The following is a 14,530-nucleotide window of genomic DNA, read 5'->3' as shown; positions in this document are numbered from 1 at the left end:
TTGCTCCCGCTGGAGCGCGAAGCGGTCCCGGTCCGGTTGCCGCGATTTTGCATATGCAACGCGGTCGGCCGTTTTGGGGCTGCTGCGCAGCCCAGCGGGAGCAAGCTCCCTCGCCACATTGTCGTCAGATCAGACCGAACAGTTCTTTGGGCATGAATGCGTAGAACGCCAAACGTGGAATCACCCAGCTTTGCAGCAACTGGATCGCGATAAACGCGAAGATCGGCGAGATATCCAGGCCACCCAGGTTAGGTACCAGGCGACGGAACGGTGCCAGCACCGGCTCAGTGATCTGTGCCACCAGTTCGGCACCTGGGCTGCGGCTGCCCGGAGCGACCCAGGACAGGATCACGCTGATGATCATCGACCAGAAAATGATCTTCAGGAACAGCGAGAAGATCCCGATCAAGGCCCACGGCAGCAACAGCAGCGTGGTGGCCTGATAGCCATTGAGCAGCAGGATGACCGCGAACAGCAGGATCTGCAGCAGCAGCGCCAATACCAGCGACGACATGTCCAGGCCGAACAGGCTCGGGATCACCCGGCGCAGAGGCTTGAGCAGCGGCTGCGTGGCCTTTACCACGAACTGGCACAGCGGGTTGTAGAAGTTCGCCCGCACCAGTTGCAGGATAAAACGCATCAGCACGATCAGCAGGTACAGGCTGCCCAGGGTCTGGATGATGAAAATGGCAGCGTCATTGATTCCGAGCATGTTTGATTCCTATGTGGGGGACGACTATTTGCCCAGCTGCTCGGCCATTTCGGCCGAACGATGTGCTGCGGCACCCAGTGCTTTTTCCACCAGGGCTTCAAAGCCCCCGGCCTGGAATGATTCGATTGCCGCCTGGGTCGTGCCGCCCGGCGAGGTCACGCGACGGCGCAACTCGGCCGCGTCGACATCGCTGGTCACGGCCATCTGCGCGGCGCCCAGTGCGGTCTGCTCGGCCAGTTGCTCGGCGACTTCCTGCGGCAGGCCGAGTTTCACGCCAGCGGCGGTCATGGCCTCGATCAGCAGGAAGAAATACGCCGGGCCACTGCCGGAGACGGCGGTGACGGCGTCCAGTTGCTGCTCTTGTTCCAGCCACACGGCGAGACCTACGGCGGACAGCAGCTCTTGTGCCTGGTCGCGCTGTTGGGCAGTGACTTCGGATGTGGCGTACAAGCCGCTCACGCCCTTGCGCAGCAGCGCCGGGGTGTTGGGCATGCAACGCACAATCGGCTGGGCGCCGAGCCAGTGGGTCATGCTGGCGCAAGTGATGCCGGCGGCGATGGACACCACCAGTTGATGGGGCTTGAGGCTTGGGCGCAGGCTTTCGCACACGGCTTTCATGGCTTGTGGCTTGACCGCCAGCACTACCACGTCCACGCCTTCAATCGCTTCTGCGTTGTCGGCGAAGGTGTCGATGCCGTGCTCGGCGCTGACGCGGGAGCGGGTGTCGGCGCCCGGGTCGCTGGCGCGAATCTGTTGTGCTTCCAGGCCCTTGGCCCGCAGGCCGCCGATCAGGCTGGCCGCCATGTTGCCGGCGCCGATAAAGGCAATACGCGTGTTGCTCATGACAGGTCCTTACTCAGATGGAAGTCAGCCATTTCACGGCTGGCCATAGTCGCGGGCACCAAACAGGGCGGTACCGATCCGCACCCAGGTGGCCCCTTGGGCGATGGCCGACTCAAGGTCATGGCTCATGCCCATGGAAAGTGTGTCGAGCCCCAGGTCGAGGCTCGCTTGCAGGTCGCGCACGGTGGCGAAGGCTGCGTCTTGCTCTGCACGGTCGTCGGTCGGCTCGGGAATCGCCATCAGGCCGCGCAGCTTCAGGCGCGGCAGGGCGCTGATGGCTTCGGCCAGGGCGGGCAGGTCGGCGGGTGTACAGCCGGACTTGCTGGCTTCGCCACTGACATTGACCTGGATGCAGATATTCAGCGGCGGCAGGTCAGCCGGGCGTTGCTCGGACAGGCGTTGTGCGATTTTCAGGCGGTCCACGGAATGCACCCAGGCGAAATTCTCGGCGATCGCACGAGTCTTGTTCGATTGAATGGGGCCGATGAAGTGCCAACTCAAGGGCAGGTCGGTTAATTCGGCCTGTTTGCCCAGGGCTTCCTGCAGATAGTTCTCGCCAAAGTCACGCATCCCGGCGGCATAGGCTTCGCGCACGGCCTGTGCGGGTTTGGTCTTGCTCACGGCCAGCAGGTGCACGCTGCCTGCGTCGCGCTGCGCGGCCTCGGCGGCTGCCCGGATCCGCTCGGAAACCAGGCCGATGTTGTCTGCTATGGTCGACATTCAAGTTGCGCCCGTGGATATGGAGTCCGCGGCATTCTACTGGAAATGGAAAGCCCTATGGATATCACTGAACTGCTGGCCGCCGGCGTACGCCTGCGGGCCTCCGACCTGCATCTGTCGGCGGGGTTGGCGCCGATGCTGCGAGTGGATGGCGAGGTCTGGCCACTCGATTGGCCTGTACTTGCGCCGGTGCAAGTGGCGGCGTTGCTCAGCCCTTTGCTGAACAATCACCAGCAAAAGGATTTCGAAACATCTCTTGAAACGGATTTTGCCTTCGAGTTGCCCGAGGTGGCGCGGTTTCGGGTGAATGTGTTCCAGCAGCACCGGGGCATGGGCGCGGTGTTTCGTACCATCCCCTCAACGGTGCAGAGCCTGGAACACCTGGGGTTGGGCGAGGTGTTCCGGCGCATCGCAGACTTGCCCCGGGGGCTGGTGCTGGTCACCGGGCCGACCGGTTCCGGCAAGTCCACCACCCTGGCAGCGATGATCGACTACCTCAACACCCATCGTCGCCAGCACATCCTCACCCTTGAAGACCCGATCGAGTTTATCCACCAACCGAAAAATGCCCTGATCAACCAGCGACAGGTGCATCGCGATACCCACAGTTTCTCGGCGGCCCTGCGTTCGGCATTGCGGGAGGACCCGGATGTGATCCTGGTTGGCGAATTGCGAGACCTGGAAACCATTCGGCTCGCGCTGACGGCGGCGGAAACCGGGCACCTGGTGTTTGGCACGTTGCACACCACGTCGGCGGCTAAAACCGTGGACCGGGTGGTGGATGTGTTTCCGGCGGGGGAAAAGACCATGGTCCGCTCGATGCTCTCGGAGTCATTGCAGGCGGTGGTGTCCCAGGTGCTGGTGAAGAAGGTCGGCGGCGGGCGGGTGGCGGCTCACGAAATCATGCTCGGCACACCGGCGATTCGTAATTTGATCCGCGAGGACAAGGTGGCGCAGATGTATTCGGCGATTCAGACCGGCGGGGCGTTGGGGATGACGACGCTGGACATGAGTTTGAAGGCGTTGGTCAGCCAGGGGCTGATCAGCCGGGAACATGCCCGGGAGAAGGCGAGGGTGCCTGGGGATATTTAAGATCGCCTGGGCGATGAAAAACTAATGTGGGAGCGGGCTTGCTCGCGAATGCGGTGTATCAGTCAAGCATGTATCGACTGACACTCCGCATTCGCGAGCAAGCCCGCTCCCACACAAGCCTGCTCTCACATCAGCCTGATATCAGCGCTGCACAATCCGCAGGTTGTTCTGTTCTTTAGGCAGGACACGCTTGGCAATCACGTAGTTCTTGTCCCAGAACGGCTTCTTCAGCGTATCGATGCTCACGGACTTGCCACGACGCGGTGCGTGGATGAAACGGTCGTTGCCCAGGTAGATGGCAACGTGGTTCACCTGGCGGCTCTTCAGTTTGAAGAACAGCAGGTCACCCGGTTTCAAATCCTTGCGCTCAACTTTCAGCCCGTGGCCGGCGGCCATGGCGTTGGAAGTGCGCGGCAAATCCACGGCTTTTACGTCGTTAAACGCATATTTCACCAAGCCGCTGCAGTCGAACCCTTTACTTGGGCTGCTGCCGCCCCAACGATAAGGAGTACCGAGCACGTTGACGGCACGGCTGAGGACGTTGCTGCTTTGCTTGGTGTTGACGGCCATCAGCCCTGGCGCCGCATTACCGTGGGCCTTGCTCAGTTGAGTCGGGCGCTTCACGGTCAGCTTTACCGATTTGGCGGAGCTGGTGGTGGCGTGAACTTTAGGGGTGAAACCGTTAACGTTGGGAAGTCGTTGCTCACGATTGGTGGCGTGGGCGGCCAGTGGCATTAATAGGCAAATGGTTAGCCATGTCTTGAAAAATGGTCGCATTAGGCGTGGCTCTTTTTGGTTTGCGCGCAACTTTATAACAGCTTTTTGTGTCGTGCTAAGGCCGTTTGTCGACTGAACCCTGGGGTCAAATTCAGGAAAACCGTGACGAATTGCCGCGATTGTCCTACACAAGTCAGGCGGTATAAGGCTTTGAGGGAAGCGAAGATACCATTTGCCGCATGTCGGGCGCCCGTAAAAAAGTCACAAAGAAACCAGAAATATTTATCTATCGAGGCTAAAGAGGTACTCCATGAACACCTATCGACAGGATGTTTCGCAACAAGACACCCACAGCAAGGTGATCGGCTACCTGCTTTGGATTTTCGGTTTTACCGGTGCTCACCGCTTTTATTACGGCAAGCCGGTGACCGGGACGATCTGGTTTTTCACCTTCGGTTTGTTCGGGATTGGCTGGTTGATCGACTTGTTCCTGATTCCGGCAATGGACCGCGAAGCGGACCTGCGATTTACCGCCGGGCCGATCGAGTACAACGTGGCCTGGATTCTGTTGGCGTTCCTGGGTGTGTTCGGTTTGCACCGCATGTATCAGGGCAAATGGATCAGCGGGATCATTTACCTGCTGACCGGGGGCTTGTTCCTGATCGGGGTGCTGTATGACTTCTGGACGCTGAATACGCAGATTTCGATCCGCAATGCCGAGCGCAACGGCGGCCGATAAGATGTGTGAAGATCCAAATGTGGGAGCGGGCTTGCTCGCGAATGCGATGTGTCAGTCGACATCTCTATTGACTGACCCACCGCTTTCGCGAGCAAGCCCGCTCCCACATTTACTGTGCCCACTCCGGATTGGATTTAAGCCTGGTAGCTGATCCGCCCATCCACCAAGGTGTACCGCACAGTCGCCGGCAGGCTATGGCCGATGAATGGGCAGTTTTCACCCTTGGACAGCCAGTGTTCCCCGGCAATCGTGGAGCTGGCCGGATCAAACAGCACCAGGTCCGCCGCCGAGCCCACCGCCAGCTTGCCCGCCGGCAGGCGCAGCGCCTCGGCAGGGCCCGCACTGAGACGCGCCAGCAGGGTCGGCAGGTCCAGCAAACCATCTTCCACCAACGTCATTGCCAGCGGCAGCAACAGCTCGACGCTGCTGATGCCTGGCTCCGTCGCGCCGAACGGCGCCAGCTTGGCATCCCGCTCGTGGGGTTGGTGATGGCTGGAAATCGCCGAAACCACCCCGGACTTCACCGCCGCCCGCAAACCGTCACGGTCAGCGCGGGTACGCAGTGGCGGCTGCACGTGATACAGGCTGGAGAAGTCGATCAGCGCCTCATCCGTCAGAATCAGCTGATACAGCGCCACATCCGCCGTCACCGGCAATCCGCGGGCTTGGGCCTGAGCGATCAGGGCCACGCCGCGAGCGCTGGTCAGCTGGCTGAAGTGCGCGCGTACGCCGCTTTGTTCCACCAGCAGCAGGTCGCGGGCCAGGGCCACGGTCTCGGCGGTTTCCGGGATGCCCGGCAGGCCGAGGAAGCTCGCGGTGGCGCCTTCGTGGGCCAGGCCGCCTTCGGCCAGGTCACGGTCCTGGGAGTGGAAAATCACGGTCAGGTCGAAAGTCGCCGCATATTCCAGCGCACGGCACAGGGTGCGGGTGCTGCGAAAGCTCTCCAGGCCGTTGCCGAAGGCCACGCAGCCTGCGTCGCGCAGGGCGATCAGCTCGGCCAGTTGTTCGCCGTCCAGGCCTTTGCTCAGGGCGCCGATGGGGAACACTTTGCAGTTGCCGGCTTCGCGGGCGCGGTCGAGGATCAGTTCGGTCACCGCCGAGGTGTCCAGCACCGGTTTGGTGTGGGGCGGGCAGCACAGGCTGGTCACGCCACCGGCAGCGGCGGCGCGGGTTTCGCTGGTGATGTTGCCCTTGCGGCTGTAGCCCGGCTCACGCAGGGCGACGTTCAGGTCAACCAGGCCAGGCGCGGCGATCAGGCCTTTGGCGTCGATAGTTTCGCTGGCGCTGAAGCCTGCGGGTGCGGCGCCGATGGCAATGATCTTGCCGGCTTCCAGGTGCAGATCGGTGACTTGATCCAGCCCGCTGGCCGGATCGATGACTCGGGCGCCGAGAATGCTGAGCTTCACTGGGCGTTCTCCTGCTCGAATTGACGTTGCGCGGTTTGCCCGCTCATGGCCATGGACAACACCGCCATGCGGATGGCGATGCCGTACGTGACCTGGTTGAGAATCACCGACTGCGCGCCATCGGCCACCGCCGACTCAATCTCCACGCCACGGTTGATTGGCCCCGGGTGCATCACGATGGCGTCCGGCTTGGCGCCGGCCAGGCGTGCGGTGGTCAGGCCGAACAGGCGATAGAACTCGCCTTCGCTCGGCAGCAGGCCGCCCGCCATACGCTCGCGCTGCAGGCGCAGCATGATCACCACGTCCACATCCTTCAGGCCTTCGGCCATGTCGGTGTAGACCTTCACGCCGTACTGCTCGATACCGATCGGCAGCAGGGTCTTGGGGGCGATCACGCGGATGTCCGGGCAACCCAGGGTTTTCAGGGCCAGCATGTTCGAGCGTGCAACCCGCGAGTGCAGGATGTCGCCGACAATGGCCACCGAGAGGTTTTCAAAGCTGCCCTTGTGCCGCCGGATGGTCAGCATGTCGAGCATGCCCTGGGTCGGGTGGGCGTGACGGCCGTCGCCGCCGTTGATGATCGCCACATTCGGGCACACGTGCTCGGCGATGAAGTGCGCAGCACCGGAATCGCCGTGGCGCACCACGAACATGTCGGCGGCCATGGCTTCCAGGTTGCGCAGGGTGTCGAGCAGGGTTTCGCCCTTGCTCGCCGACGAGGTGGACACGTTCAGGGTGATCACGTCAGCCGACAGGCGTTGGGCCGCCAGTTCAAAGGTGGTGCGGGTGCGGGTCGAGTTCTCGAAGAACACGTTGCAGATGGTCTTGCCGCGCAGCAACGGGACTTTCTTCACCGCCCGGCCGCCGACTTCGAGAAACGAGTCGGCCGTGTCGAGGATTTCGGTGAGCAGTTCGCGGGGCAAGCCGTCGAGGGACAGGAAGTGTTGCAGCTGGCCCTGAGCATTGAGCTGCAGCGGGCGCTTGGCATCTAGAGGCGTCATCGCGGGGACTCTTTACAAGGCGGTTTAAAGGGCAAGGTCTTGCAGTTCGAGTTCGAGCGGCGTGGGACCGGACAATTTTACCCGCTGGTGGGCTTCCAGGGACAGGGTGGCGCCGACCACGTCCGGGCTGATCGGCAATTCTCCGGCGTCCAGGTCCAGCAGGCAGACCAGGGTCACGCTGGCCGGGCGGCCGTAGTCGAACAGTTCGTTCATCGCGGCGCGGATGGTGCGACCGCTCATCAGCACGTCATCGATCAGCACCAGGTGCTGGCCTTCGATCTCGAAGGGCAGGGCCGAGGGGCGCACTTGCGGGTGCAGGCCGTTCTGGCTGAAGTCGTCACGGTAGAAAGACACGTCCAGGGTGCCCAGGGGCGAGTCGCTGCCCAGTTCTTCCAGCAGCGCCTGGGCCACCCAGACGCCGCCGGTGCGGATGCCGATAAAGCGTGGCTCGCTGATGGCACGGTGTTCCAGGTGCGCCTTGAGGCGGATCGCCATCTGGCTGATCAGGTCGGCGGGATTGGGCAGGCTCATGGGTGCTCCTTCTAGGCCTCGCGCAGGCAAGGTCCGGGCTCAAACGTAAGAAGACGCGGCAAGCCGCGTCAGTCAGGATTCAAATAAAGCGGTGTTTTCATCCAGCCAGCCCTGCAACAGCAGGGCCGCGGCGATGGCATCCACCGGGTTGTCGCGGTAACTGCCTTTCTGCCCGCCACGGTCACGGCGCTCGCCCTTGGCTTCGAACGTGGTCAGGCGTTCGTCGTGGGTATAGAAGGGCAGGTTGTAGCGGCCGTTCAGGCGGCGGGCGAACTTTTCGGCCCGCAGGCACATCTCGCTCGGGGTGCCGTCCATGTTCAGCGGCAGGCCGACCACCACGGCGTCGGGCTTCCACTCCTTGATCAGGGCTTCGACCTGGTTCCAGTCCGGCACGCCGTTCTGGGCCTTCAGGGTGCACAGCTCGCGGGCCTGGCCGGTAATCACCTGGCCGACGGCGACGCCGATCTGTTTGGTGCCGTAGTCGAAACCGAGGATCAGACGCAAGGCCATCAGGCGTGCCCCGCCTGGCTGGTCAGCAGGCTGAGGTTGATCCGCAGCTTGGCGGCGGCCGCTTCCAGGCGCAGTTCGCTGGGGGTGTTGAACAGGATGTCGGCATCGAACGGGCAGGTCAGCCAGGCATTGCTCGCCAGCTCCGCCTCCAGTTGCCCGGCTTCCCAGCCGGCGTAGCCGAGGGTGATCACACTTTGATCAGGCCCCACGCCGTCGGCAATCGCGAACAGGACGTCCTGGGACGTGGACAGGGACAACCCTTCAAGGTCCACGGTCGCCTGGAATTTCGGCCCGGTGGGGTGCAGCACAAAACCCCGGTCCGTCTGCACCGGCCCGCCGATGTAGATCGGTACGTGCTGGCAGCTGGCGGGTGGGTCGATGTCCGGGCGCAGTTGCTCGAGGATATCGGCCAGGTTGAGGTCTTGCGGGCGGTTGACCACCAACCCCATCGCACCATTGGCGGTGTGCTCGACGATGTAGGTCAAGGTCTGCGCAAAGTTCGGGTCGGCCATATGGGGCATGGCGATCAGGAATTGGTGCTTGAGGTAGGTCGGGCTGACATTTTTCATGTCCGCTAGTGTGGCGTTGGAGGGGCGAACTGACAAGCTGAGGATGCGCAGGAAATCACCGCCAGCATCAATTGCTCGACAGCCGATCACCCTTGGCAAAGCGCCAGGTGCGAATGATTTCCAGGCGGTCGATGTCGTTCAGGTCCCCGGTAAACGGCGCAAAAGGCGCCGCCAGGCGCACGATGCGTTGCGCTGCCTGGTCCAGCAGCGGTTGGCCGGAGGACTCCAGCACCTGCACCTCGTACAAGGTGCCGTCGCGGTTGATCGACACCAGCAGTCGCAAATTGCCGTAGATCTGCTGGCGACGGGCTTCGTCCGGGTAGTTCAGGTTGCCGATGCGCTCGACCTTCTTGCGCCACTCATCCTTATACCAGGCGCCTTTGTCGCGCATGGTGGAGGCGGCGTTGAGGCGGTAGATCCGCGGGCGCTTGGCGTACAGCTGTTGTTCGTGGGCCAGTTCGGCTTCCAGGCTGGAGATCTCACTGGAGAGTTGCGAGCTGTCAAAAGTCGGGGCCGGCGGGGCCGGCGTGGGTTCGGTCTTGGCCTTTTCGCGCTGGGTCGGGGCTTTTTGCGGCTTGGGCGCCACGGTGGTGACCGCCGCCTTGGGTGCGGCCTGTTTCACCTCCGGCTTGGGCGCCGGCGGTGGCGTGACCTTATTGACCTTGTTGTCCTGGAATGGCGCGACTTCAGTGGTCTTGGGCACGGCCTTCTTGTCGAGGGTGCCGCTGCCTTGCTGGTTGTCCTGGGCGAGAAAGTCGGCTTTTTCGGGCTTTTTTTCGCTTTTGAACGTGGCGAGGGTGATTTCCAGGGGCTTGGTGATCTGCTTGGGTTCGGCAAAGGTGAAGCCCAGGCCGAGGATCAGCGCCAGGTGAATCAACGCCGCCAGAAACAGGGTAAATCCGAGCCGATCAGCCGGGCGCACGCCGCTGTGGGAGAGTTCGGGGGGCAGATCGGACGGGAGCGTCATGACAAGAAAACCAACATCGCGCGTTTCACAGGTGGCGCATGATAACGCAATGTTGGTTTGTGTCCGGCTGTTCTATGTCACTTGGCTTGTAGCTTGGCGGCAATCGCAGCCATCAGCATTTCGCCGATGTTCGTGCCAAATGCGTTGTCGATCTCGCGAATACAGGTCGGGCTGGTGACGTTGATTTCGGTGAGGTTCTCGCCGATTACGTCCAGGCCTACGAACAGCAGGCCTTTTTCGCGCAGGGTCGGGCCGACTTGGGCTGCAATCCAGCGATCCTTGTCCGTCAGCGGGCGGGCTTCACCCCGGCCACCGGCGGCCAGGTTGCCGCGGGTCTCGCCGGCGGCCGGAATGCGCGCCAGGCAGTAAGGCACCGGCTCGCCGTCGATCATCAGGATGCGCTTGTCGCCGTCCTTGATCGCCGGAATGTAGGCCTGGCCCATGATCTGCTGGGTGCCCAGCGCAGTCAGGGTCTCCAGGATCACCGACAGGTTCGGGTCGCCGGCGCGGTGGCGGAAGATCGAGGTACCGCCCATGCCGTCCAGCGGCTTGAGGATCACATCGCCGTGCTTGGCGGCGAATTCGCGCAGCACATCGGCGCGGCGGCTGACCACGGTCGGCGGCGTGCACTGCGGGAACAGCGTGGCGAACAGCTTTTCATTGCAGTCGCGCAGGCTCTGGGGCTTGTTGACGATCAGCACGCCCGCGCGCTCGGCCTGCTCCAGCAGGTAGGTGGAGTAGACGAACTCCATGTCGAACGGCGGATCCTTGCGCATCAGGATCACGTCGAGGTCGCTCAGGGGGCTGTCGATTTCGTCTTGCAGCTCGAACCACTTCTCGGGGTTGGCAAACACCTGCAGGGGACGCATCCGCGCCCGCGCTTCACCGTCGCCCTGGTAAAGGTCCGGCTGCTCCATATAGAACAGGCTCCAGCCGCGGGCCTGGGCGGCCAGCAGCATGGCCAGCGAGCTGTCCTTTTTATAGGAAATGCTGGCGATAGGGTCCATGACAATGCCGACGCGAACGCTCATGGGGGATTTCCTCTAGCAAATAAGGGCGCATAAAAGTGGCGTCAGAGTGGCGCTGCGGCTGTTGTGGGTCAAGGAAAAACCACCACGCGGGTCGGCCGATAGATTGCGTTCTGAGACTGTGCTAAAAAGGCTGCCATGGCACATCAGCCCTTGAATTCCGAGGCTTTTGGCGCTCGTCCTGTGCAACATCAGGCAGTACACACCGAAAACCTATTCGCTGTGGCGATGGTAGAGCAGATATGGAACAGCATTCCAACGCCTTGAAAGTGATGGTGATCGACGATTCGAAAACGATTCGCCGCACGGCCGAAACACTGTTGAAGAACGTAGGGTGCGACGTCATCACGGCCATCGACGGTTTCGATGCCCTGGCCAAGATTGTTGACCATCATCCACACATTATCTTTGTCGACATCATGATGCCGCGCCTAGATGGCTATCAGACCTGCGCGCTGGTGAAGAACAACCCGGCGTTCAAGTCGATCCCGGTAATCATGCTGTCCTCCAAGGATGGTCTGTTCGACAAGGCCAAGGGGCGCATCGTCGGCTCTGATCAGTTTTTGACCAAGCCTTTCAGCAAGGAAGAACTGCTGAGCGCGATCAAGGCCTATGTACCGGGCTTCGCCGCAGTAGAACAAGCACACTGACGGGGGCCCCACGAGGGCTTGCGTCTACTAGATAAGTGGGGAAAACCATGGCACGTGTTCTGATCGTCGACGATTCGCCGACTGAAATGTACAAACTGACCGAAATGCTCGAAAAGCACGGTCACACCGTCCTCAAGGCCCAGAACGGCGGCGATGGCGTTGCGCTGGCCCGTCAGGAAAAGCCGGATGCGGTGCTGATGGATATCGTGATGCCGGGCCTCAATGGCTTCCAGGCCACCCGTCAGTTGACCAAAGATGCCGAGACCAGCCACATCCCGGTGATCATCATCACCACCAAGGATCAGGAAACCGACAAGATCTGGGGCGAGCGCCAGGGCGCCAAGGATTACCTGACCAAGCCGGTAGACGAAGAAACCCTGATCGCCACCCTGAACAAGGTGCTGGCCGGCTGACGGCACGTTCCCATGACCGAGTCGCAAACCGCCTTCGAGCTGCTGCTGGACATCGACCGCCGCTGCCGCTTGCTGGCTGCCGACCTGCCGTCCCAGGAAACCCGGCTGCTCAGCTGGAGTGGGATCGGGTTTCGCCTGGGCGAACACTGGTACGTTGCGCCCATGGGCGAGGTGGCGGAAGTGCTGCACGAACCGCGCTGTACCTTGATGCCCGGGGTCAAGCCGTGGATCAAGGGCGTGGCCAACCTGCGCGGGCGCTTGCTGCCGGTGATGGACCTGGGCGGTTTCCTTGGCCTTGAGCTGTCGGTGGCGCGCAAACAACGGCGGGTGCTGGTGGTGGAGTATCAGGACGTGTTTGTCGGCCTGTTGGTGGACGAGGTGGTGGGCATGCAGCATTTCGCACAAGACGCGTTGTCGACGAGCACCGCAGGCGGCGCGCCGTTTATCCAGGGCCAGTTCGACGGCGACCAGCTGTGGCAGGTCTTCAGCCCCTTCGCCCTGGCCCAGGCTCCAGGTTTCATGGATGTCGCCGCATGAGTACCGTCACCCCGGTCAAACCCCAGGAAGCCTCCCGCAGCCGCTCGCAGATCATCGTGCTGTTTATCGCGCTGATCGTGTTCATCATGCTGCTGTTCGCCAACTTCGCGTACCTCAACACCCAGTCCACCTACGACAAACAGTACATCGGCCACGCCGGTGAGCTGCGGGTGCTGTCCCAGCGCATCGCCAAGAACGCCACCGAGGCTGCCGCCGGCAAGGCGGCGGCGTTCAAGCTGCTGGGGGATGCGCGCAACGATTTTGCCCAGCGCTGGGGTTACCTGAAAAAAGGCGACCCGGCCACCGGCCTGCCCGCTGCACCCACCGCCGTGCGTGCCGAAATGCGCGCCGTGCAGACCGACTGGGAAGCGCTGCTGAAAAACGCCGATGCGATTCTGGCCAGCGAGCAAACGGTGCTGTCGCTGCATCAAGTGGCCGCGACCCTGGCGGAAACCGTTCCGCAGTTGCAGATGGAGTCGGAAAAGGTTGTCGATATTCTGCTGCAACGCGGCGCTCCGGCCAGCCAGGTAGCGTTGGCCCAGCGCCAGTCGTTGCTGGCCGAACGCATCCTGGGGGCGGTGAACACCGTGCTGGCGGGAGACGAGACTGCCGTGCAGGCCGCCGATGCCTTTGGCCGCGATGCCAACCGTTTCGGCGTGGTGCTCAGTGGCATGCTCAACGGCAATCCCGGGCTGCGCATCACCCAGGTTGAGGACCACGACGCCCGCGCCCGGTTGGCGGAGATTTCCGAGCTGTTCGAATTCGTCTCCGGTTCCGTGGACGAAATCCTCGAAACCTCGCCGCAGCTGTTCCAGGTGCGCGCCTCGGCGAGCAATATCTTCAACCTGTCGCAAACCCTGCTGGACGAAGCCTCGCACCTGGCCACCGGCTTTGAAAACCTGGCGGACGGGCGCACTTTCGACACCATCGGCGGCTACGTGCTGGGCTTGCTGGCGCTGGCCTCGATCATCCTGATCGGCCTGGTGATGGTCCGCGAGACCAACCGCCAGTTGCGGGAAACCGCCGAGAAGAACGAGCGCAACCAGAACGCGATCATGCGCCTGCTGGATGAGATTGAAGACTTGGCCGACGGCGACCTGACCGTCACCGCCTCGGTCACCGAAGACTTCACCGGCACCATCGCCGACTCCATCAACTATTCCGTGGACCAACTGCGCGACCTGGTGGCCACCATCAACCTCACTGCCGGCCAGGTGGCTGGTGCGGTGCAGGACACCCAGGCCACCGCCATGCACCTGGCCCAAGCGTCGGAGCATCAGGCACAGCAGATTGCCGAAGCGTCCACGGCGATCAACCAGATGGCCCAGTCCATCGACCAGGTGTCGGCCAACGCCGCCGAATCTTCGGCAGTGGCCGAGCGTTCGGTAGAGATTGCCAACAAGGGCAACGAGGTGGTGCACAACACCATCCACGGCATGGACAACATTCGCGAACAGATCCAGGACACCGCCAAGCGCATCAAGCGCCTGGGGGAATCGTCCCAGGAAATTGGCGACATCGTCAGCCTGATCGATGACATCGCCGAGCAGACCAACATCCTCGCGCTCAACGCCGCGATCCAGGCGAGCATGGCCGGTGATGCCGGGCGTGGTTTTGCGGTAGTAGCCGATGAAGTACAGCGCCTGGCCGAGCGTTCTTCGGCGGCGACGCGGCAGATCGAAACCCTGGTGCGGGCGATCCAGACGGATACCAACGAAGCCGTGATTTCCATGGAGCAGACCACCACCGAAGTGGTGCGCGGTGCGCGGCTGGCCCAGGACGCCGGGGTGGCGCTGGAAGAGATCGAAGGCGTGTCGAAAACCCTGGCGGCGCTGATCCAGAGTATCTCCAACGCGGCGCAGCAGCAGACGTCGTCGGCGGGGCAGATTTCCCTGACGATGAACGTGATCCAGCAGATCACCACTCAGACTTCGTCGGGCTCTACGGCCACTGCCGAGAGCATCGGCAACCTGGCAAAAATGGCCAGTCAGTTGCGGCGGTCGGTGTCGGGGTTCACCTTGCCGGCGGCGAAGCGGGTGGATGAGTGAAATGCACCCTCGAAAACACCGAAAAGCAAATGTGGGAGATTCTATGG

At 62.3% G+C, this 14,530-nt stretch carries 17 protein-coding genes; 6 read left to right on the top strand and 11 right to left on the bottom strand.

Translation table 11 applies throughout. The features are described 5' to 3' along the window. Positions 1–124: 124 nt before the first annotated feature. The 3 genes from HYE77_RS06020 to HYE77_RS06010 are packed head-to-tail and all read right to left on the bottom strand — an operon-like array spanning position 125 to position 2,275. On the bottom strand, positions 125–712 hold the full coding sequence (locus HYE77_RS06020) for a YggT family protein (protein ID WP_003213764.1): 588 nt from the start codon (positions 710–712) through the stop codon (positions 125–127). Positions 713–736: 24 nt separating this feature from the next. After that, positions 737–1,555: a pyrroline-5-carboxylate reductase gene (gene proC / locus HYE77_RS06015; protein WP_008434156.1), complete on the bottom strand. Its 819-nt coding sequence runs from the start codon at positions 1,553–1,555 to the stop codon at positions 737–739. 33 nt (positions 1,556–1,588) lie between these two features. Next, on the bottom strand, positions 1,589–2,275 hold the full coding sequence (locus HYE77_RS06010) for a YggS family pyridoxal phosphate-dependent enzyme (RefSeq protein WP_008434154.1): 687 nt from the start codon (positions 2,273–2,275) through the stop codon (positions 1,589–1,591). A gap of 57 nt (positions 2,276–2,332) precedes the next feature. Here HYE77_RS06010 and HYE77_RS06005 point away from each other — a divergent pair, with 57 nt between their 5' ends. Next, positions 2,333–3,367, top strand: coding sequence for a type IV pilus twitching motility protein PilT (locus HYE77_RS06005; RefSeq protein ID WP_008434153.1), 1,035 nt, complete (start codon positions 2,333–2,335; stop codon positions 3,365–3,367). A 141-nt stretch (positions 3,368–3,508) separates the two neighbouring features. On the opposite strand, the gene HYE77_RS06000 is transcribed toward HYE77_RS06005, so the two are convergent. Then, positions 3,509–4,144: a C40 family peptidase gene (locus HYE77_RS06000; RefSeq protein WP_023659314.1), complete on the bottom strand. Its 636-nt coding sequence runs from the start codon at positions 4,142–4,144 to the stop codon at positions 3,509–3,511. 250 nt (positions 4,145–4,394) lie between these two features. On the opposite strand from HYE77_RS06000, the gene HYE77_RS05995 reads away from it, so the two are divergent. Further along, positions 4,395–4,823, top strand: a complete 429-nt coding sequence (locus HYE77_RS05995; RefSeq protein WP_003213752.1) for a TM2 domain-containing protein — start codon at positions 4,395–4,397, stop codon at positions 4,821–4,823. A gap of 134 nt (positions 4,824–4,957) precedes the next feature. Here the strand turns inward: HYE77_RS05995 and HYE77_RS05990 are convergent, their stop codons facing one another. The 7 genes from HYE77_RS05990 to gshB form a co-directional block, all read right to left on the bottom strand. Next, positions 4,958–6,229 carry a dihydroorotase gene (locus HYE77_RS05990; RefSeq protein ID WP_003213750.1) on the bottom strand — a complete coding sequence of 424 codons (1,272 nt, stop codon included), beginning with the start codon at positions 6,227–6,229 and terminating at the stop codon, positions 4,958–4,960. Further along, a complete protein-coding gene (locus HYE77_RS05985; RefSeq protein ID WP_003213748.1) occupies positions 6,226–7,230 on the bottom strand; it encodes an aspartate carbamoyltransferase catalytic subunit in 1,005 nt (334 codons plus the stop codon). The genes HYE77_RS05990 and HYE77_RS05985 overlap by 4 nt, the downstream gene beginning before the upstream one ends. Before the next feature lie 24 nt (positions 7,231–7,254). Continuing rightward, on the bottom strand, positions 7,255–7,761 hold the full coding sequence (pyrR, locus tag HYE77_RS05980) for a bifunctional pyr operon transcriptional regulator/uracil phosphoribosyltransferase PyrR (protein WP_003213746.1): 507 nt from the start codon (positions 7,759–7,761) through the stop codon (positions 7,255–7,257). Between the two features lie 72 nt (positions 7,762–7,833). Further along, entirely contained in the window at positions 7,834–8,271 is a 438-nt protein-coding gene (gene ruvX, locus HYE77_RS05975) for a Holliday junction resolvase RuvX (RefSeq protein ID WP_003213744.1), read from the bottom strand. Beyond that, positions 8,271–8,840, bottom strand: a complete 570-nt coding sequence (locus HYE77_RS05970; protein WP_003213742.1) for a YqgE/AlgH family protein — start codon at positions 8,838–8,840, stop codon at positions 8,271–8,273. The genes ruvX and HYE77_RS05970 overlap by 1 nt, the downstream gene beginning before the upstream one ends. 67 nt (positions 8,841–8,907) lie before the next feature. After that, positions 8,908–9,807: an energy transducer TonB gene (locus HYE77_RS05965; protein ID WP_177068562.1), complete on the bottom strand. Its 900-nt coding sequence runs from the start codon at positions 9,805–9,807 to the stop codon at positions 8,908–8,910. A 77-nt stretch (positions 9,808–9,884) separates the two neighbouring features. Beyond that, positions 9,885–10,838, bottom strand: coding sequence for a glutathione synthase (gene gshB, locus HYE77_RS05960; protein WP_003213738.1), 954 nt, complete (start codon positions 10,836–10,838; stop codon positions 9,885–9,887). Positions 10,839–11,077: 239 nt separating this feature from the next. Between gshB and pilG the strand changes: the two genes are divergently transcribed. Genes pilG through HYE77_RS05940 form a run of 4 tightly spaced genes read left to right on the top strand, consistent with a single transcriptional unit; the run spans position 11,078 to position 14,483 of the window. Next, positions 11,078–11,485: a twitching motility response regulator PilG gene (gene pilG, locus HYE77_RS05955; protein WP_003213736.1), complete on the top strand. Its 408-nt coding sequence runs from the start codon at positions 11,078–11,080 to the stop codon at positions 11,483–11,485. Between the two features lie 47 nt (positions 11,486–11,532). Further along, positions 11,533–11,898: a twitching motility response regulator PilH gene (gene pilH, locus HYE77_RS05950; RefSeq protein WP_003213734.1), complete on the top strand. Its 366-nt coding sequence runs from the start codon at positions 11,533–11,535 to the stop codon at positions 11,896–11,898. A 12-nt stretch (positions 11,899–11,910) separates the two neighbouring features. Continuing rightward, positions 11,911–12,435: a chemotaxis protein CheW gene (locus HYE77_RS05945; RefSeq protein ID WP_003213731.1), complete on the top strand. Its 525-nt coding sequence runs from the start codon at positions 11,911–11,913 to the stop codon at positions 12,433–12,435. Continuing rightward, positions 12,432–14,483: a methyl-accepting chemotaxis protein gene (locus HYE77_RS05940; protein ID WP_008434142.1), complete on the top strand. Its 2,052-nt coding sequence runs from the start codon at positions 12,432–12,434 to the stop codon at positions 14,481–14,483. The genes HYE77_RS05945 and HYE77_RS05940 overlap by 4 nt, the downstream gene beginning before the upstream one ends. The last annotated feature ends 47 nt before the right edge of the window (positions 14,484–14,530 follow it).

The sequence above is a fragment of the Pseudomonas sp. IPO3774 genome (assembly GCF_013386835.1).
Taxonomy (GTDB): Bacteria; Pseudomonadota; Gammaproteobacteria; order Pseudomonadales; family Pseudomonadaceae; genus Aquipseudomonas.
This window is presented reverse-complemented; position numbering and strand designations above follow the sequence as displayed.